Origin of the sequence: Micromonospora sp. NBC_01796, from assembly GCF_035917455.1 — a bacterium.
Classification (GTDB): domain Bacteria; phylum Actinomycetota; class Actinomycetes; order Mycobacteriales; family Micromonosporaceae; genus Micromonospora_G.
Map to the genome: position 1 here is coordinate 5,758,177 of NZ_CP109078.1, position 20,818 is coordinate 5,778,994.

The window sequence follows — 20,818 nt, forward strand, 5'->3', positions numbered from 1 at the left end:
CTACCGGCGGGTGGACGGTCACCGGCGAGCATGTCAGGGGTCTGAATCAGCAAACATGTCCTCTGACCAGCCTTACCGCTAGGTTTCCGCAAGATCATCATCGCGGGCCAAGTCCTCAGTATGCAACCTGCGAAGCGGGCTATACCTACACAAGGTCGGCGAGGTGGCGCAGCAGGATATTCGTTTGCTGCTCAGAGAACCCGGTGAACCCGGCCCTGTCCTTGCCGAAAACCCCATCCGCACAGGTCAGGCGGCATGCTGGTACTCGTGGAGGATGCTGCCGAGGCGATCGCGTCTTCGTATGTCGAGGCGGGCCAGTTTGTCCGGGTCGGTGATCTGTGTGGGCAACGGGCGTAGCGGGCGTGCGTTCGCGATGCCCTGGTGTGGACGGTGTGCGTTGTAGAACTGTTCGAACTCGCGTAGGGCGTGGAGCAGGTGCCGCTGGTTCCAGATCAACGTCCGGTCCAGTAGTTCGAGGCGGCAGGTCTGGACCCACCGTTCCATGATTGAGTTCATTCTCGGCATCTGGATGCCGCTGATCCTTACGACGGCATAACCGTGTGCCGTTCCCGCACCTTCAGCCTGCGCGGCCAACGCCCCGTCATCCTCGTCGCCGCGTACGACGGCGTACTCCAGGTCGAAAATCCCGACCCGCTGCGACGGCTCCTCCGCGACGGCATCGGCCAGGCGTAGCCCATGGATGCTGACTGATGACGACCCCAAGGGCGTGGGGAGCACACCAGCAGGGCGGCGTACCGCTGCGGCATGCGCGATCAGTGACGGCTTCGGCCTGATCAAGAAGGTCCTCGGTGGGTACGTTCGAGTTGGGCACGTTCACGCGTACCTGACTAGCCACGCCAACCTGTACGCCGACAGCACGTCTCGATCTGTCCCACCGTCACGCCGATGGCCGGACCACCCCCCACGGGCGTGGGGAGCACAACTACGACGGGTCGGACATCATGACCGACTACGGACCACCCCCACGGGCGTGGGGAGCACTGGACGCGGGCGAGCGCGAGCGGGGTGCCACCCGGACCACCCCCACGGGCGTGGGGAGCACCGCTCGCCCCACCGACCCGTACCGAGCAGATCCGGACCACTCCCACGGGCGTGGGAAGCACTCGATCGCCTCACGGGTGTCACCGACGAGGCCCGGACCACCCCCACGGGCGTGGGGAGCACGGCAGGTCGGACTACGCCGGTATCGAACCGATCGGACCACCCCCACGGGCGTGGGGAGCACGGGCGGCTGATCACGTGTCGCCCTGGACGAACGGACCACCCCTACGGGCGTGGGGAGCACCGGATCCACCCCGCCCTGGGTCCGTGCCGGCGCGGACCACCCCCACGGGCGTGGGGAGCACTCCGCGCAGCAGCCTTTCTGCTCGTGCTGGACCGGACCACCCCCACGGGCGTGGGGAGCACGGGAGGGGCAGCCTGCCACAGCGGACCACCCCCACGGGCGTGGGGAGCACTGTCGCGCTCGGCCAGCCGGCAGTCCCAGCACCGGACCACCCCCACGGGCGTGGGGAGCACGCCCGACCGGACCAGGAGAACGTGCGCGCGATCGGACCACCCCACGGGCGTGGGGAGCACCCTGCGGTTGGTGCGGATGACGGTGACCACGCCGGACCACCGCCACGGGCGTGTGGAGCACGCCACCTACCCAACGACTGGACTTTCGAGGATCGGACCACTCCCGGGCGTGGGGAGCACGAGCCGCTGCCGGGAACCCGGCCGTGAACCGGACCACCCCTACGGGCGTGGGGAGCACGGGGGTGGCGGCGTTCGTGCGGGCGCGAATGGCGGACCACCCCCACGGGCGTGGGGAGCACCCGGGCCACTCGCGTGGCTTCTTGACCGGCGACGGACCACCCCCACGGGCGTGGGAGCACGCGGCAAGCGATACCGCGCGTTCCTCGCCGAACGGACCACCCCCACGGGCGTGGGGAGCACGAGGCGAGGTTCCGGTCCCCTCCGTTGGCCTCCGGACCACCCCCACGGGCATGGGGAGCACGCGGCGAGCTGTTCCGGGGTCGCGTTGGACATCGGACCACCCCCACGGACGTGGGGAGCACGCTGATCCGCCCTGGAATCACTCCTCCACCCACGGACCACCCCCACGGGCGTGGGGAGCACGAGATCGCGTCGACCGTCGCAGGGACGAACGGCGGACCACCCCCACAGGCGTGGGGAGCACATCGGGGTGCAGCAGACGGCACAAGATCACATCGGACCACCCCCACGGGCGTGGGGAGCGCGGCAAGCGCGGCAGCTTCGATCAACTCGACGGCGGACCACCCCCACGGGCGTGGGGAGCACTGGCGCAGGACGGCGCCTGGCTGGCCCCGGACCGGACCACCCCCACGGGCGTGGGGAGCACGCGGTCCGGCGGCGTGGCGAGATCAAATCTGCCGGACCACCCCCACGGGCGTGGGGAGCACATGCCCTTGTAGCTCAGTGGATAGAGCACCGGCGGACCACCCCCACGGGCGTGGGGAGCACATGCCCTTGTAGCTCAGTGGATAGAGCACCGGCGGACCACCCCCACGGGCGTGGGGAGCACCGCTCCTGAAGCGGTCGCAGCGGCAGGCCGTACGGACCACCCCCACGGGCGTGGGGAGCACCAACCCGGAAACGGGGCGCATCGTCCCGTTCAAGGACCACCCCCACGGGCGTGGGGAGCACGGCTCCCCGCGCACGGCCGAGAAGATCAATCACGGACCACCCCCACGGGCGTGGGGAGCACTCCGCGCCCGCGTGCTGGTGGACAAGCGCGGCCGGACCACCCCCACGGGCGTGGGGAGCACTTCACCCGGCGGGCCCGGAGACCGTCCGCCCACGGACCACCCCCACGGGCGTGGGGAGCACGCGTGGGGAATCGCGGATGGCGAACCGTGGTACGGACCACCCCCACGGGCGTGGGGAGCACGTCATCCCGTTCACTAACACGTTGGGTGCGACCGGACCACCCCCACGGGCGTGGGGAGCACGACCGGTACTACTGCGCGTTCTGGAAGAAGGGCGGACCACCCCCACGGGCGTGGGGAGCACTCGGCCCAGTCCCGACTCGGCCAGCGGGTTACCGGACCACCCCCACGGGCGTGGGGAGCACTCTCAGTAGTTCGCCGTGCCGCGCATCGCCGGCGGACCACCCCCACAGGCGTGGGGAGCACCGACCAGCGTCACGTCACGCACCACCGACAGAAGGACCACCCCCACGGGCGTGGGGAGCACAACCGGGCCGGGTCGCACAGGATCCCCGTCGGCGGACCACCCCCACGGGCGTGGGGAGCACACAATCAGGATGAACGCCGGCCAGTCGGGGCGCGGACCACCCCCACGGGCGTGGGGAGCACGAAGCGGGGACACCCAGACGACCGACTTGCGACGGACCACCCCCACGGGCGTGGGGAGCACACGCCGCACCGCTCGCGCAACTCGGTCGGCTACGGACCACCCCCACGGGCGTGGGGAGCACTGAGCCGTGGCCGGTCCCGCGACGCTCTGAGACGGACCACCCCCACGGGCGTGGGGAGCACAGCTGGGTGATGCGGATGCCGGCTTCGATCATCGGACCACCCCCACGGGCGTGGGGAGCACGCGGTCAACGACCTCGACAAAGAGTTGATCACCGGACCACCCCCACGGGCGTGGGGAGCACGCGGGCCAGTGCGCCCGGACTCCCGGTGCTCCTGGACCACCCCCACGGGCGTGGGGAGCACCAGGTCACCGACGAGATCCAGCGGTCCATGCGCGGACCACCCCCACGGGCGTGGGGAGCACTGATCAAAAACCCCTGGGATCCGTACAGACCCCGGACCACCCCCACGGGCGTGGGGAGCACACGGTGGTCGCAATCGGCACGGCCCTACTCGGCGGACCACCCCCACGGGCGTGGGGAGCACCCCGTTCGGTGTTGCTGCCCCGGCCCAGAACGCGGACCACCCCCACGGGCGTGGGGAGCACGTCGCCTGCGCCTGCGGTCTGGCCTTCGACGGCGGACCACCCCCACGGGCGTGGGGAGCACGCGATCAAGCACCCGGCCACCAACTACGTCATCGGACCACCCCCACGGGCGTGGGGAGCACTCTGCCACGCGAATCTCATCTGAGCGGTGCCGCGGACCACCCCCACGGGCGTGGGGAGCACGGCGTCCGCTGGCCTCCGGGCGTCGGCGAGCGGGGACCACCCCCACGGGCGTGGGGAGCACGCAGTCGGGACATCAGGGCGGACGCGACGCCCAGGACCACCCCCACGGGCGTGGGGAGCACTCAGCGGCGACGGCACCGCGGTCCTGAGCGTTCGGACCACCCCCACGGGCGTGGGGAGCACAACGTGATGTCCTGCCGCATGCCGATGATGGACGGACCACCCCCACGGGCGTGGGGAGCACGGACGTCCCGGCGGTTGCCTGGCGCCACTGCTCGGACCACCCCCACGGGCGTGGGGAGCACAGGTCCAGCCGCTCGGCCTCGGCCCGGCGGAGCGGACCACCCCCACGGGCGTGGGGAGCACTCCTCATCATCGGCCGGCTCCGGCGGAGTCGGCGGACCACCCCCACGGGCGTGGGGAGCACTACCGGCGCGCGTTGGGCGGCCGCTGATGCCGAGGACCACCCCCACGGGCGTGGGGAGCACCGAAGCGCCCCTGCCCGTGATGGGTGGGGGCGCGGACCACCCCCACGGGCGTGGGGAGCACGAGGCCGGGGCGACGGTCGCCGCCTGGTCGGTCGGACCACCCCCACGGGCGTGGGGAGCACACCCGGACGGCCAGTTCGGTCTTGGCGCAGTTCGGACGACCCCCACGGGCGTGGGGAGCACCGCACCGTCGACTGCCACACCCGGTGCCCCGGCGGACCACCCCCACGGGCGTGGGGAGCACCCAGGCTGTGCCCACCTCCGTGCCAGCCATGAAGGACCACCCCCACGGGCGTGGGGAGCACGAGGCCCAGAACCGGCGGTGGCCGCCCGGCGTCGGACCACCCCCACGGGCGTGGGGAGCACGGCCGAGATCCTCGGCGCCGAGGTCATCCATGCGGACCACCCCCACGGGCGTGGGGAGCACGCGGCCGGGGTGGTCGCCCGGCGGATCAGCCGCGGACCACCCCCACGGGCGTGGGGAGCACGGCGGGGCGGAGATCATGTTCTCCGGGACGGTCGGACCACCCCCACGGGCGTGGGGAGCACTGGGCGCCGCCGGGGATCAGCCGCAACTTCGGCGGACCACCCCCACGGGCGTGGGGAGCACACCTTCTGCTGGCCCTCGGCCGACTCCAACCACGGACCACCCCCACGGGCGTGGGGAGCACCCGGTCACCGGGCCGAACGTGTTCGCCGACTCCGGACCACCCCCACGGGCGTGGGGAGCACGCCAGGGTCTGGTAGGCGGCGGTGATCAGTTCCGGACCACCCCCACGGGCGTGGGGAGCACTCCAGGACGTCGATTGGTGCTACGGCCTCGTCCGGACCACCCCCACGGGCGTGGGGAGCACCCAGCTCGCCACCTGACCGGCCGCGCGGGCTACGGACCACCCCCACGGGCGTGGGGAGCACAGGTGTTCCAGGCGCTGCGCCGCCCTGCCCCACGGACCACCCCCCACGGGCGTGGGGAGCACGCGTGCTGGGCGCCCGTCGCGTCCCGTCTGGACGGACCACCCCCACGGGCGTGGGGAGCACGCCGACACCGGCCTTCTGCGTGACGCCGCCATCGGACCACCCCCACGGGCGTGGGGAGCACGTGAGCAGCACCTGGTTGGACACGATGCCGCCCGGACCACCCCCACGGGCGTGGGGAGCACTCACGGCGCCGCTCGAACAGGTCACGGCACCGCGGACCACCCCCACGGGCGTGGGGAGCACGTCACTGATCGACCGTACGAGTGTCCACACCGCGGACCACCCCCACGGGCGTGGGGAGCACCGCGACGGCCGTCATGCAGGCCGTGAAGGTGGCGGACCACCCCCACGGGCGTGGGGAGCACCTACAACCCGTTGGCGAGGGCCGGGGGATACCCGGACCACCCCCACGGGCGTGGGGAGCACTGGTCCTCCGCGACGACGGTCACGGTTGGGGGCGGACCACCCCCACGGGCGTGGGGAGCACACTTCGCGACCTGGGGTTTTAGGCGGGGTCGTGACAGATCGGGAGTGGGAACACGATGTTGTCGCGCATGTGTCGCCTGCTTCGTCTGTACACCCTGGACCGCCTTCTAGCCGTGAGACAGCGACCATGAAAGATGATAAGCCGAGCGTCGATCTTCGAGCGGAGGTGTCGATGCGTGGAAGAGGCCACCGGACCACCGACGGGACGGAAAGCACCCACGCCGTGCGAGTCAGCTTAGCTCCAATCGGCAACGCTGCGGAAATGACGGATAACAGTCAGCTTAATTGCAGGTCGGCGGCAATTCGGATTATGTAGTTGGAGTTCAACTCGGGCCTCGGACACGTTAACCCCCACGGGTGGTCTTCACGGCCGCTGAGGGTGGCTCGGTGGAGATTTCTTCCGCTCGGCGCTGGTGCGGGATCGCGGGCGGTCGGTGTATCGCCGCCCGGGTGGGGATCTTGGTGATGGTCAGCGTTCCGCCGATGGCGCAGGTGACGTGGACATCATGTTCGAGTAGCGCGGCTACGACGGCGTTGGGGTCGCCTGCCGGGATGCCGAGCCACTGGGCAACTTGTTTGATCGCTTTGGCTTCGTGGATGTAGACGTTGCGCGGCCGGGCCATGCCATCTGCCGCTGCGTTGCGATGGCCGTGGCGGCAGCGGTAGGCGGCGTGCTTGTTGACCCAGTGTGCGTCGAGGATCCGGTCGCATTCCTGGCAGCGGATCAGTCCGGTGAGCAGGTAGCGTCCGCTTTCGTTGTTGGCCGGTACGGGCTGGGCGTTGGCGTGTTGGGCGGCGACGAAGTCGTGTTCGCTGACCAGCGGCGGATGGGCGATGTCCCGGGAGATGACCCACTGTTGCATCAGGTTCCAGCGGCGTACCTCCGATTGACCGAGCAGATCATCGGCGGCGTCGAGCGGGCCGCGGTCGGTGTGCTGCCGGTTCCAGACTTGCCGGCCGGTGTAGCGAGGGTTGGCCAGGATCGACGCCACCGTGCGCAGGGTCCATCCCGCGCCGCTGCGGTGCGGGTTGCGGCCGGGGTCAACGCTGGACGGGCATGGGACGTGCCGTTGGTTGAGGTCGCGGGCGATTCCGGCGACGCTGCGCCCAGTGAGGCGTTGGGCGAACATCCACTGCACGTGCGGCGCGGTGGATGGGTCGGGTTCCAGTCGGTGGGCCACGCGTCCCCACTTGGCGTGGGCCGGGTTCGGGTGCGGTCCTGCCGCGACGAGGCGGTACCCGTACGGCGGCCGGCCGCCGAGATGACGGCCTTGCTCGATCACCTGGGCGCACATGGCCGCCTTCGCCCGAAACCGTGAACGCTGGACCTCCCGCATGGAGTGCACGCCGAGCAGGGCCAGTAGTGACAGGTGCAGCTCGGTGCCGGCGTCGACCGGGCCGTTGAGCTCGGGCAGCCACAGCTGCACGCCGTACAGTTTGAACAGCGGCGCGAGGTCGCGGAATTGGTTGCCGTAGAAGGCCCGCTCGAACTCTCCCACGACCACCGCGTCGAACCCTCGGTCGGGGTCGGCCAGGGCCGCCAGCAACCGCGCTGCTTGCGGGCGACGTGGCCAGGGCACCTGCCGGGAGAAACCGACGTCGAAGAAGTCGGCCACGATCACGCCCCGCCCGTCGATCACCTCTTCGGCGAAGTCGCGCTGCCACCGCGCCGACGACAGCCGATCCTGGAACTCTCGGGTCGACATCCGCCCGTAGAAGGCGAACCGTATGCCCACGGGCTCTGGTGCCTGCGGGCGCCGTGTCCGCAGGCGGCCTCGCCGGTCCGGCTGCCGGAGCCACCAGCCGAGCAGGTCAGGGCCGTCCAACTCCGGCGCGTACTGCATCAGGACCCTCCCCATGTCGAGGCTTCACTAACAGCCGCAGCCGTCGATATGGATGGACAACGATGCAGCTCTCCGCAGGACTCGGCCACCTGCACGGTTGTCGGCCTGACCTCCCCGATCACAGGGGGTTGCTGTGCAGGGTGATGCGGGAAGGGCGCGGGGTATCTCCGCCGCGGCACCGGCTGCCCACTATGCCGTCAGGACCCTGCGTAGGCCGCAGACGGCGACGGAGGCTGGGTTGACGTCCCCGGCGGCGCCCTGCCACAGGTCGTGCCACTCGGAGTCTGCGGCCATGATCCGGTCGAGGGTCCGCGCCGCCAGTGCCGTCAGGTCATCGGGCTGATCGAACCGGCCCCGCGGGTGTGGGGAGCGCGGTGCGTACACCGTGCGCAGATTTGCCGACCCGGACCACCCCCACGGGCGTGGGGAGCACGGAAATCCGTCCTGCGCGAGCTGTAGGCCCATCGGACCACCCCCACGGGCGTGGGGAGCACACTTCGCGATCCGGGGTTTTAGGCGGGGTCGTGACAGATTGGGAGTGGGAACACGATGTTGTGGCGCTTGTGTCGTCTGCTTCGTCTGTACACCCGGGCCCTCCCTCTTTGCCGTGAGACAGCGACTATGAAAGATGATAAGCCGAGTGTCGATCTTCGAGTGGAGGTGTCGATGCGTGGAACAGGCCACCGGGCCACCGACGCGATGGGAAGCACCACGCCCTATGAGTCAGCTTATGGAGACCCCTGGACACCCAATCGGCGTCGGCTGATTCCCGGCCGCAGGGGCCGGGACCGCGTCGGTGGCGTGCTGCCCGGCTTGCGGGAGTTCCGACGCCGTGGTTGCCTGACGGCGACCGGGCGTGGCCCTGCTCGTCAGCGGTGGTGTCTGGTTCCTGGACCGGCCGGGGGCCGCGCTATACGGCGCTGTCGAGGCCCTGGGTGGTGAGTTGCTGTGCCCGGTCGACAGACCGGGCGAGGATCGCAACCAGTTCTGGACCGGGCACTCGATGACTTTCCGGGCCGCTGGGCGGTGATGCCCAGCGGCCCGGCGTCTTTACTTGTCGTTCATGATTGCTTCGATTTGTTTGGTGTCGAGGATCGCTCCGGAGTAGATGCGTACGTCGTCGATTGCTCCGGGGAAGTAGCCACCGAGGACGTCGAGGTACTTGTAGCTGCCGATGTTGATGGGGCCTGTTGCCTGGATAGGTGGACTGCTGATCGTGGCGGCGGCTGCGAGTTTGCCGTCGACGAAGAGGATCATTTGTGAGGTGCCCGGGTCCCAGGTGGCGCAGAGGTGGGTCCAGGTGTTGACGCTGACGGTGGTGGGGGCTTCGACGGCGCTGTAGCCGCTGTCGCTGAAGGCGGTGACGAATTGCCATCGGTTGGTGGGGCTGGTGCGGATCCAGAAGCCGCTGCTTCGGGTGGCTTGTTGGCTGAGTACGGCTCGGTAGGCGAGGCCGGCGACGTTGTCGATTTTCGCCCAGGCGCAGGCGGTGTAGCCGGTGAGGGTGTCGACGCTTCTGGCGGCGCTGGCGTAGCTGGTGGTGCCGTTGAGGGTGATGGCCTGGCCGTATTTGCCGGTGGTTCCGGTGGTGGTGCTGTTGAGGATGAGGTTGCGGTTGTTGCCCGAGCTGTCGGTCGTGGCGCCGGTGGGGTTGTCGAATTTCCAATGTCCGGCGAGCGCTGTGTCGCGGGCGAGTTGGCCGATTTCGGGTGAGGTGAGGGCGAGGTCGTAGACCCGTACGTCGTCGATGTCTCCGGCGACCCAGTCTCCGCTTGCCTGCCCCGAGGTGGCATTGCCGATCTGGAATGCCCTTGTGGCGTTCCAGGCGGACGGCTGGCTGCTTGATCCGCGCAGTGCGCCGTTGATGTAGAGCTTGAGCTGGTTCGCGTCGGCGTCGTAGACGCCGACGAGGTGGGTCCAGACTCCGAGGCGCGGTGGAGCGAAGTCACGTGCTGCGTAGTAGTTGACGGATCCCGTGGTGTCTGCCGACGCGGCGATGATTGTCCATGCGTTCATGGGCTTGTTGTATTGGAGGTAGAAGCCGGATCGATGAGTGCCGGTCTGGCTGATGAAGGTGCGGTACGCGGTGGTGTTGTCGAGCTTGACCCAGGCGGCCACGGTGTAGCTGCGGCTGGTGTCGATGACCGGCCGTCCGGTGGTGACGTAGTCGTTGGTTCCGTCGAAGTGGAGTGCCTTGTCACCGATGACGTGTCCGTTGGTGTTCCAGGTCGGGCCGGCGACGGTTGCCGGGTAGTTGCCGTACGCGTCGGCGAGGGTGGTGCCGCTGCCGTCGTCGAAGCGCCAGTGCGCGGTGCCGGTTCGGGTGGTGGTTGCGGTGGCGTTGCCCTTCTTGGTTACCTGTCCAAACGAGGTGCCGTTGTGGGGGAACGTCCACAGCTCGCGGTTGCCAGCCTCGCAGCAGTCGACGATGGCGGCGAGGTCGTTGTCGCCGTCGTTGTCGAAGTCGCCGGTGGTGACCTGGATGGTGCGTCGCCAGTCCCAGCCGTCGACGCTGTCGACATCGCTGTCCCACCACGTCGCCGGGCCGGCGAAGGTCGAGCCGTTTGCCGTCAGGACCTTGATGGTGGTCTTGGCGCCGTGGTTGTAGAGCGCCACCAGATCGGTGGCGCTGGTGCCGCTGACGTTGATCGCGGTGTATTTGGCCGCGTTTCCGGTGAAGGTGGTCGGGTCGGTGTCGGTGTCGCTGTCCCACCAGCTGGTGCCGGCGCTGAAGCCGGTCCCATTCGAGGTGTGTACGCGCACGGTGGTGCGGGCGCCGGTGGTGTCCTGAGCGACGGCTAGATCGGCCTTTCCATCGCCGGTGAAGTCGCCGGCCACGGTTTTGGTGTTGATCCAGGTGTAGGTGCCGGGGCTCTGGGTGTACCAGGGGGTGCCGGAGGTGGTGAATGCCGCTCCCGTAGAGGGGTACACGTAGGCTCGCCATCCGCCGGCGCGGTCGTCGACGACCGCTGCGGCGTCGTCGATACCGTCGCCGGTGAAGTCGTCGGCGAAGACCCGTGCATCACCGAGTAGCCATGTGCCGACGTCGATGCTAGCCCAGTCCGTCTGGTACTGGTTGGTGTCGGAGCGGAGGTTGAACAGGCGGACATGACCGTCGGGGTCCTGCCGGAACACGGCGATATCGGTGCGGCCGTCGTTGTCGAAGTCTCCGCCGGCGGTTTGGATCCTGTCGATGGCGTGGCCGCCGTTGACACCACTGTCCCAGGCGATGGTGGCGGGGTGGAAGCCACCACCGGAGGACATCATCGTCCAGGCCGCGGTGCGCCCGTTGCCCATGTCGAGCACAGTGGCGACGTCTGCCTTGCCGTCCCCATTGATGTCATTGTGCTTGTCGGCGACGGTCGCGGTGCCGCCGGCTGCGAGGGTGCGGGGGCCGGTTACCTCGAGCCGTTCGTTTCCGGCCTTGTCGACAGCTTTCATCCACAGGTCGGCGATGGCGGTGCCGGGAAAGTCGGGGTCTCCCCACAGTGTGATCGGGATGGTGGCCTTGCCGGTGGCGTCGGCCGGTGCCCAGAGCTTGACGTTGTCGTCGAAGCCGTAGCGGTAGCCGGCGATGTCGATGTCGCCGGCGGCTGGGTTGATCGTGACGGTGCCGACGGAGCCGGCGTTGACGTTCTCACTGCCGGCGGGGTAATCGGTTGAGGTGATCGTCGGCTGTCCGGGGTCATTGCCGTCAACGAGGAAGTAGCACCGCGCCGTGAACGGGCCGAAGGCGCCGCCGGTGTCCTTGGCCCGGGCCTGGTAGTAGTAGACCGTCTCGTTGCTGACCACGACGCCGTCCGGGACGGTGGGCCAGGTGACCACACCGCCGGCGGGGATGGTGGCGGACGCGGCCGGTCCGTGGACCAGTACGTCGCCGGACGCTCTTCTGATCTCCAGGTAGGCGGTGAGGTTGTTCGCGTCGGCGTCCGACAGCCCGGCGGTAAAGGTGGGATTCTTCATGCTTTCCGACAGCCGGGTCGGATTGGTCGAACTCCCGCAGGGGATCGGCGGGTAAGTGGTCAGCTCGGTGGGGACGGCTGGTGCGGTGTTCCATTCGACGGTGAGTTTGGCGGTGCCGGGGTGGAATTTCTTCCACTGCTGGTTCGTGCCCTCGTTCGGCGCACGCAGTCCGAAGGTGATCTGGCTGCTGGTGCCAGCGGCAGCAGTCGAGACGGCGTTGGTGAGCGCGGTGCTCGCGAAACCCATCGGCATGTCCGGCTCGCCGCAGGACGATTCGTTGGCGTGTCCGGAGGCGCTGGCGAGATTGCTTCGCCACTTGTTGGTGTCGGTGACGGAGTTTTTCCAGGTGACCGCGCCCGAGCGGCTGATGTTGTCGGTGAGGTACAGGTCGACCGGGGTGTTGGTGCTGCACTGGTATGAGTGGTCGAGGGTGATGCCGAAGGTGGCACTTGTGATGATCTTGCCGCGGATGTTTCCGATGCCGAACAGGAAGTAGGACCGGTACGTCACGCCGCTTGCGGCGCCGACCTTGGCGCCGTCGTCGCGGTCGTAGTTCCAGTACGACTGGGTCGGAAATTCCTTGGCGATGTGGGTCCAGTCCGAGGGCCCGATGGGGGTGGAGTTCGGGTCCAGGAAGAGCGGCCAGTTGACCTGCGGGTTGTCGAGGATGTCCCGGTCGGGGATGACCGTTATCGCGGTGGGTGTGAGCACCACATCCATCGGGCCCACGAGCCGAGACTGCGGATCACTGTCGATGGGTCCGTTGCCCTCAATCCGCTCGATCCGGCTCAACGTCGGCTCGCTCGGGGTGTCCCACATCAGCGGCGGGTCGGTGGCGAACACTGCCGCGCCCGCCGAATCTAGGGCGTTGATACCGCCGTCGGTCCGGGTAGACAGTGTCAGACCGTTGGTCCGGACCCCGAAGGTGATGGTGTGCAGCGCCGGGTTGTCGGCGGCGGTGGGACTCTTGACGACGAGCTGCTCGCGGTAGCCGCCCATCGGCTCTGCGGTGACTTGCAGGTCCACCTCGGGCAGGACGTTGGGGTAGGTGGCCGTGTTGCCCTGCAGGCTAGGTGCCGGCAGGGGGGTCGGCCAGGTCAGCGACAGGTTCTTGTCATCCTTGCCGACGGTGAGCAGTGGCCCGCTGCCTCCGCCGGAGATCGTCAGGCTGCCGGGGGTCGCCGTAGGGCTGATGCTGCCGTCAGCGTTCATCCGGAGTGTGGCATCGATGTCGACCCAGTCACCGGCCCGCTGGACGTGAATCGGATGGGCGAAGCTCTCGGTCGAAAACGAACCCGAGGGATTCGCGAGCAGCCGACTGTCCTCGGTCCTGCGTCGCGTTACCTCGACGGGCTGGCCAGCGCGCGCCGCCTCGGCTGAGGCCTCGGCAAGGATCGTGATCTCATCCCGCATGTCCTCCGTAGAGGCCGTGGCGTCAGGCGCCGCCTCGGCGGGCCCAGGCGGCACCGGACCGGCGACGAGGACGCCGGCAGCCAGGACCAGCGCTGTGCTGGTGAGGGAGACCCGCCGTCGAAAGTGTGGTGAACCTCTGGACGCGTCTTGGAAAACGAACACGACGGGGCCTCCCCGTGAAGATCCGAAACTTGGACAGCGGATCGTATGGGGCTGGATGCGTACCGTCAAGATCTTGAATGCCTGCTGAAGATCCTCCACGATGATGGCCCGCGACTCCGTCTCGGTCACCCAGCTCGTCTCCAGTGGAGGATCCATGCCCGTTCGGCTCAGACGCCGGTCTGCCCGCTGGTCGGTCCGCCACTGGTTGCCGGCGCGTCTGCGCCGGGCACAGGTACTGGCCGTGATGCTGGCGGCCGCCCTGACGGCGAATGCCTTGATGGTCCCCCCGGCGGTCGCGGCCGAGACGCCTCCGTCGTGGGCGGCGCCGAAGGAACCGTCGATCCCGGGCACGAAAATGGGAATGCGACCTTCGACGCCCGACCGCGCCGAACAGTCCGCCGTACGCGGTCCACGCAAGGTCGAATGGCCCGCAGCCACCGTGGCCGAGGTCGACCTCGCGCCAGCCGCGACCGGCGCTCGCGCGATGCCCTCGGGTCGGGTGCGGGCGGGCGATTCGCCTATCACCCTCGGTGCCCCGGCCAATCGGGAAACAGGCCTGCGTACCAGCGCCAACGGCCCGAGCCGGGTGGGTGTGCAGGTACTCGACCGTGGCGCGACAGCCAAGGCCAAGGTCGACGGCGTCCTTGTACGCCTACGCTCCGCCGATGCCGCGCGTTCGGCCGGCCGCATCTCCGTCCAGGTCGACTACCGCTCGTTCGGGCACGCCTTCGGAGGCGACTGGGCCGCCCGACTCCACATGGTCGCGCTGCCAGAATGCGCCCTGATCACACCCGACCACGCGGACTGCCAGGGTCGCCCGCTGCCAAGCACCAACAACACCAGCAGCGCGACCCTCGCCGCCGACGTTGATCTCACCTCTACCGCACCGGCCCTCCTGGGGATCATGGCCGCCGACTCCGGCGCCTCCGGCTCGTACTCGGCCACCCCACTCGCCAGTGCGTCCACATGGTCGCACGGTGGATCATCGGGCGATTTCAACTGGTCATACCCGCTGCGCGTGCCGCCGGGCGTGAACGGCCCCACCCCTCAAATCAGCCTGTCGTACTCCTCCGGCTCGGTAGACGGGCGCACCGTATCGACCAACAACCAGCCCTCGTGGCTGGGCGAGGGGTTCGAATTCTGGCCAGGGCTCGTCGAGCGGAAGTACAAGCCGTGCGCCCTCGACACCGACCAGCAGAACAACCAGTTGCCGAACAACACCACTCGCCCCACCGGCGACCAGTGCTGGGGCACGAACAACGGCACCATCTCGCTCAACGGCAAGGCAGGCGAACTGGTCCCCGTCGACGCCCAGGGCACCACGTGGCGGATGAAAAACGATGACGGCACCCGGATCCAGCGGCTGCTCGACACCGGCCGCGGCAACGGCGACGCCGACGGCGAGTACTGGGTAGCGACGACGCCCGACGGCACCCGCTACTACTTCGGCTACAACCGGCTACCCGGCTACACCGGCGCCTCCGGTCAGGAAACCACCGACTCCGCCTGGACCGTCCCCGTCTACGGCAACCACCCGAACGAGCCCGGCTACACGACCGGAAACTTCGCCGCATCGGAACGTAACCAGGCATGGCGCTGGAACCTCGACTACGTGGTCGACATCCACGGCAACACCATGTCGTACTTCTACGGCACCGAAACCAACCGCTACGCCCGCAACGGCGACGTCAACTCAGCCGCCGCCTACACCCGCGGCGGCTACCTGAAGCGCATCGACTACGGCCAGCGCGATAACCAGATCTACTCGACCAAGCCGGTCGCCCAGGTCGAATTCGAAGCGCTCGACCGATGCACACCCAACACCGCCTGCGACTTCGCCCACCCCAACAGCTGGCCGGACACCCCCGTCGACCAGAACTGCTCAGCCGCCCCGTGCAACGGCCACTTCTCGCCGACGTTCTGGACCCAAAAACGGCTAGCAAAGATCACCACAAAGGTCCGTGAGGGCGCCTCCGCCTTCCGGCTCGTCGACTCCTGGACCCTGTCACACCTGTTCGCCGACCCCGGCGACTTCACCCGGGCCGGCCTCTGGCTCGACCGCATCTCACACACCGGCCACGTCGCACCCGCCGGACAGGAGATCACTCTCCCCGACGTCAAGTTCACCGGCGAGCCGTACAACAACCGGGTTGACGCCGCGACAGCCGACTACGTCGCACCACACAACTGGTGGCGCGTGACCGCGGTCCAGGACGAGAACGGCGGCAAGATCGCCGTCGTCTACGAAAATCCCGACTGCGTGGCCTCGGGCGGCATGCCGGCCAGCCCGGAAACCAACACCAGGCGCTGCCAACCGGTGCGCTGGTCGCCGGACCCGTCCCTGCCCGAGCGACTCGACTGGTTCCACAAGTACGTCGTCCGCTCGGTCAGCCAGTCCGACGAACTGGCCGGCACCGTACCTGTCGAAACCCATTACCAATATCTCGACGGCGCGGCCTGGCACTACGACGAGGTCGACGGCCTCACCCCCGCCGAGGAAAAAACGTGGGGACAGTGGCGCGGCTACGGCAGAGTCAAGACCCGCACCGGTAACCCCACCGACGGACAACTCGTCACCGAGACCCGCTACTTCCGCGGCATGGACGGCGACCGCAACGGCACCGGCGGCCAGAAGAACGTGTGGGTGGCCGACTCCCGCGGCGCCGGTTTCGAATGGGAAGACCACGAACGACTCGCGGGCACCGTACGAGAAAACATCACCTGGCTCGTCGACGACACCACCATGCTGTCCCGGACCATCACCGACCCATGGATCTCCCCAGCCACCGCCACCTCCACCAAGCCTTGGGGAACGACCCGTTCATTCCTGCTCGACACCGCCGCGTCGCTGACCCGAGCAGCAGTCGAGGGTGGGTGGCGAGACAGTTCAACGACGAAGACGATCGAAGCTGACGGCACCGTCACCTCGATCAACTCCAAACCACAGGCCGGTAAGCCCGAGTTCGACCGATGCACCCGCTACGAGTACGTGTCGAACACCACCGCTCACCTCATCGACCTGCCCAAACGCGTAGAGACCGTCACCAAGGCCTGCGAGACCCCGCCGAGCCGCCCCGCCGACGTGATCTCCGACGCGCTCAGCTACTACGACGGCATCGAGACACACGGCGCTCAGCCCACGGAGGGCCAGGTCACCCGGGTCGACGAGTTCGACGGCTGGAACGCGGCCCAGTCCCACGCGATCTACCGAACCGTCTCCCGGGCCACCTACGACGACCTCCACGGCCGGATGACCGCATCCACCGACGCCAAGGGCGGTGTGACCGAGACCGAATACACCCCCGAGTCCGGCGGACCGGTCACGGCGGTGAAGACCATCAACCCACTCCTGCACGACACGCAGGCGTTCCTCGATCCCGCCTTCGGGGCCCAGATCGGCTCCGTAGACGCGAACGGACTCCGCACCGACCTCAAACTCGACGCCCTCGGCCGGCTGAGCAAGGTCTGGTCGCCGGGCCGCACCATGGGGACGCATAACCCCGACGCCGAGTTCAGCTACCTCATCCGGACCGACGGACCAGACGTGATCACCACCAAACGCCTCCAGCCCGACGGCGGATACCAGACCAAATACGAGCTCTACGACGGCCTCGCCCGACTACGACAAACTCAGGTGCCCGCTCCGGGCGGTGGCCGGGCAATCTCGGACATGATCCACGACTCCCGAGGACTGCTCGTCAAGCGTCGCGGCCCCTACTACAACGCCGCCGCCCCCGCCTTCGAAGTCATGGCCATCTCCGACGACGCCGTCGCGTCCCAGGTGCGGACCGTCTACGACACCGCGGGTCGCGCGACAAACGAGATCACCATTGCCAACGGCGCCGAAAGGTGGCGTACCACCACTACCTACACCGGCCTCAACCGGATCGACGTCGATCCACCGGCCGGCGGCACCGCCTCCACCACGATCACCGACGCCCGTGGCGCCACCACCACTTTGCGCCAATACAAGGGCCCGTCACCGACCGGGGCGTACGACGAAACCCGATACACCTACACCAACAAGGGTCAACTCGCCACCGTTACCGACGCGGCCCAGAACGGTGGCAACACCTGGCAGTACTTCTACGACATGCTCGGCCGACTCGACCGCACTGAGGACCCCGACCGCGGCACCACCACCATCACCTACACGCCGTACGGGGAAAAGAAGACCGTCACCAACGAGGCAGGCGACACGCTTGCGTACGTCTACGACATCCTCGGACGTACCACCTCCCTGCGCGACGACGACGTCACCGGCACGATGCGCGCCGGGTGGGTGTACGACACCATCCACAAGGGCATGCCCACCTCCTCGACCCGGTACGTCGGCAGCGACCAGTGGACCAACCGGGTCGTCGACTACGACGACACCACCGGCCGCCCCACCGGCAGTGAAGTGGTCGTCCCCGCCAGCGAGGGCAGCCTGGCCGGCACTTACCGCTTCGACGCGACCTACCTGCCCGACGGCAGTCCGGCCACAGTGAAGATGCCGGCCGCGGGCGGGCTTGCCGAGGAGACCCTGACGTATGGCTACAACGCCTTCGGCCTGCCGACGACGCTGACCGGTACGACCTCTTCGGGCACTCGGACGTACGTCAACACCAGCACCTACACCTCATTTGCCGAACTATCGGTCATCGGCCGCACCACCAATGACGCGAAGTGGGTCAAGCAGGAGTTCTTCTACGAGCCCGGGACCCGCCGCCTACAAGGCGGCCGCATCAGCACCCGTACCGCCGGCGCCACCGCCTTCCTCAGCAACACCGCCTACAGCTACGACGACGCCGGCAACCTCCAGAAGATCTCCGACACACCGGTCAGCGGCACGGCCGACCATCAGTGCTTCGACTACGACTACCTCAACCGCCTCACCCAGGCATGGACGCCCGGCAACGGCGACTGCGACGCCACACCCACCACCGCAGCCCTGGCAGGGCCCGCCACCTACTGGACCTCCTGGACCTTCGACGAGGCTGGCAACCGCACGTCCGAAACCAGCCGGGCGATCAGCGGCACCACCACCTCCACCTACACGTACCCGAGCCCAGGGCAACCCCAACCACACACCCTCACCCAGGTCCAGACCCAGGGCCCTGCCGGTAACAAGACCGTCAACTACGGGTACGACGCGCTCGGCAACACCACCACCCGACCCGGTACCGGGACCGGCACCCAGACCTTGACCTGGGATCCCGAAGGTCGCCTGGCAACAATCCAGGAAGGCGCCACGACCAGCACCTACGTCTACGGCGCGTCCGGGAACCGGATCAAGCGCAAAGACGGCAACACCACCACCATCTACCTGCCCGGCATGGAACTCACCTCCACCGGCGGTGTCACCAAGACCGCGATCCGCTACTACACCCACGCCGGACAACCCGTCGCCGTACGCACCAACGACAACAAACTCACCTGGCTCCTCGCCGACCACCACGGCACCAACTCCCTAACCGTCGACGAAACAACCCAAGCCATCCAGCGCCGCTACAGCACACCCTTCGGTGGCACCCGAGGCACCCAACCCACCGCCTGGCCGGACGACAAGGGCTTCGTCGGCGGATCCAAGGACAACAGCGGCCTCACCCACCTCGGGGCCCGCGAATACGACCCACAAACCGGTCGATTCATCTCCGTTGACCCCATCATCGACCCAGGCGACCCCCAGCAAATGCACGGGTACGCCTACGCGAACAACGCACCCACCACCCTCACCGACCCCGACGGGCTCAAGCCCGCATGTAGCGCAGACGGGACCGCCGCGAGCGAGGCCGCATGCAACGGCTCGGGCGGCTCCGCACCCACCACCGACACCACCACGGATACGGACACCACCACTCCTGCGCAGCTCGATCAGGTGGTCGAGGACGCCAAAGCTGATAAAGAGCGAGCTGAGGCGGTCAAGAAGAAATCCTTCCTCGACATCATCAAGGAACAGGGCCTCGCTTTTCTCCTCGACTTCTTCGGAATTACCGACATCATCAACTGCTTCACCAAGGGCGACATCGGTGCCTGCGTCAATACCCTGGTCGGCATGATCCCGTGGGGCAAAGTATTTAAAGCCGGGAAATCGCTCTACAAGGGCATAAAACGCGCCTTCGCATCATACAAATCCTGGCAGAACGCAATTCGCCTCGCTGACGACGCCATCGCCCGTGCGGACGAAGCCATCGCCCTTGCCCAACAGAAGGCCACCGAACTCCGCGAGGCACTCGCCAAAATCGAGACCGCCGCCGGTGAGCTCTGCGAGAACAACAGCTTCGTGTCCGGCACGCGGGTACTCATGGCTGATGGGACCGGCAAACCCATCGAAGAGGTTCGCGTCGGTGACGAAGTCGCTGCTACCGACCCCGAAACCGGGGACAGTGGTACGCGAACCGTGACCAAAGAAATCGTCGGCGCCGGCGACAAGAGGCTTGTCAAGATCACCGTAGACACTGACGGTGGGACGGGTGATGCGAGTGCCACCCTCACCGCCACCGACGCCCACCCCATCTGGGTCGCCAACACCACCCGCTGGACCAACGCCGCCGATTTGCAACCGGGGGACGACGTCCTAACCCCAGATGGCGCTCGTGTCAGAGTCATCGACATCGCCGCCTACGGCGCCCTTGCGACCGTATACAACCTCACCGTCGAGGACATCCACACGTACTATGTGGTGGCCGGCAACACGCCGGTCCTTGTTCACAACTGTGGCGGGAACCTGACGGTCCACAAGTGGGCGGCCGACGAGCCAGGCGGCGTGCCGCACTTCAGTGTCGAGGTGGTTGCCGACAGCGGCGGGGGGACTCGTCACACGGAATTGCTCGGTGGGACTGGTACACCCGCATCGGTAAGAGACTTCAACTCGGTTGGCATGACGTTGGTCGAGTCGAGAACGATTAGGATTTCGAACGCAGCTGCCGCGATTAACTTCCAGCGGAGAGCTGTAATGACTGGACGGGCCGGATCGTACGACGTCATTACAAACAGTTGCGTAACACACTGTATGAACGTGGCGGCGAAAGGTGGGGTGCAAAGTGCTGGCGTGCGAGATTTTGCCGCCCATTTCGGTTGGTCCTATAAGGATCTAAGGCGATGATTCGCTTGTTTCGGGAGCAATGAGATGAATGAGCGCGGATTGATGGTCGAAATTCTAGCGAGTCAAGCGGCTGACGAGAAGATCTTGGTCGGTGTAGGGAGGTTTTTGATACAGGGCTCACTGATCAACCTTTGGCTCGGTGGTGAAGGTTCGGACAAGGCATCCTCGGATGAATTCATTGCCTATGCCGAGTTGCGTGAGTCAAAGTGGATGGAGATCGAGGAAGCTTGGTCTGTCGTTAA

General features: G+C 67.7%; 6 protein-coding genes and 2 CRISPR repeat arrays. Of the genes, 2 read left to right on the plus strand and 4 right to left on the minus strand.

What is annotated here, in order from left to right:
- Positions 1 to 246 precede the first annotated feature (246 nt).
- Positions 247 to 516, minus strand: a complete 270-nt coding sequence (locus OIE47_RS26405) for an integrase core domain-containing protein (protein ID WP_326557200.1) — start codon at positions 514 to 516, stop codon at positions 247 to 249.
- Positions 517 to 558: 42 nt separating this feature from the next.
- Here OIE47_RS26405 and OIE47_RS26410 point away from each other — a divergent pair, with 42 nt between their 5' ends.
- Positions 559 to 693 (plus strand): hypothetical protein, encoded by a 135-nt coding sequence (locus OIE47_RS26410; protein WP_326557201.1) that lies wholly within the window; start codon positions 559 to 561, stop codon positions 691 to 693.
- A gap of 219 nt (positions 694 to 912) precedes the next feature.
- Positions 913 to 1,540: direct repeats of the CRISPR family, unit length 29 nt; unit sequence CGGACCACCCCCACGGGCGTGGGGAGCAC.
- Between the two features lie 390 nt (positions 1,541 to 1,930).
- A CRISPR array of direct repeats spans positions 1,931 to 6,108; the repeat unit is 29 nt; unit sequence CGGACCACCCCCACGGGCGTGGGGAGCAC.
- Between the two features lie 343 nt (positions 6,109 to 6,451).
- On the opposite strand, the gene OIE47_RS26415 is transcribed toward OIE47_RS26410, so the two are convergent.
- The 3 genes from OIE47_RS26415 to OIE47_RS26425 form a co-directional block, all read right to left on the minus strand.
- Positions 6,452 to 7,747 (minus strand): recombinase family protein, encoded by a 1,296-nt coding sequence (locus OIE47_RS26415; protein WP_326557202.1) that lies wholly within the window; start codon positions 7,745 to 7,747, stop codon positions 6,452 to 6,454.
- Between the two features lie 393 nt (positions 7,748 to 8,140).
- Complete coding sequence (locus OIE47_RS26420) at positions 8,141 to 8,416, minus strand: DUF4259 domain-containing protein (protein ID WP_326557203.1); 276 nt, start codon at positions 8,414 to 8,416, stop codon at positions 8,141 to 8,143.
- Between the two features lie 585 nt (positions 8,417 to 9,001).
- Entirely contained in the window at positions 9,002 to 13,618 is a 4,617-nt protein-coding gene (locus tag OIE47_RS26425) for a LamG-like jellyroll fold domain-containing protein (protein ID WP_326557204.1), read from the minus strand.
- 25 nt (positions 13,619 to 13,643) lie between these two features.
- Here OIE47_RS26425 and OIE47_RS26430 point away from each other — a divergent pair, with 25 nt between their 5' ends.
- Positions 13,644 to 20,576, plus strand: a complete 6,933-nt coding sequence (locus OIE47_RS26430) for a polymorphic toxin-type HINT domain-containing protein (RefSeq protein WP_326557205.1) — start codon at positions 13,644 to 13,646, stop codon at positions 20,574 to 20,576.
- The last annotated feature ends 242 nt before the right edge of the window (positions 20,577 to 20,818 follow it).

Coding starts and splice junctions, on each gene's coding strand:
- OIE47_RS26405 (WP_326557200.1), bottom strand. CDS start 516: ATGAACTCAATCATGGAACGGTGGGTCCAGACCTGCCGCCTCGAACTA.
- OIE47_RS26420 (WP_326557203.1), bottom strand. CDS start 8,416: ATGGGCCTACAGCTCGCGCAGGACGGATTTCCGTGCTCCCCACGCCCG.
- OIE47_RS26430 (WP_326557205.1), top strand. CDS start 13,644: ATGCCCGTTCGGCTCAGACGCCGGTCTGCCCGCTGGTCGGTCCGCCAC.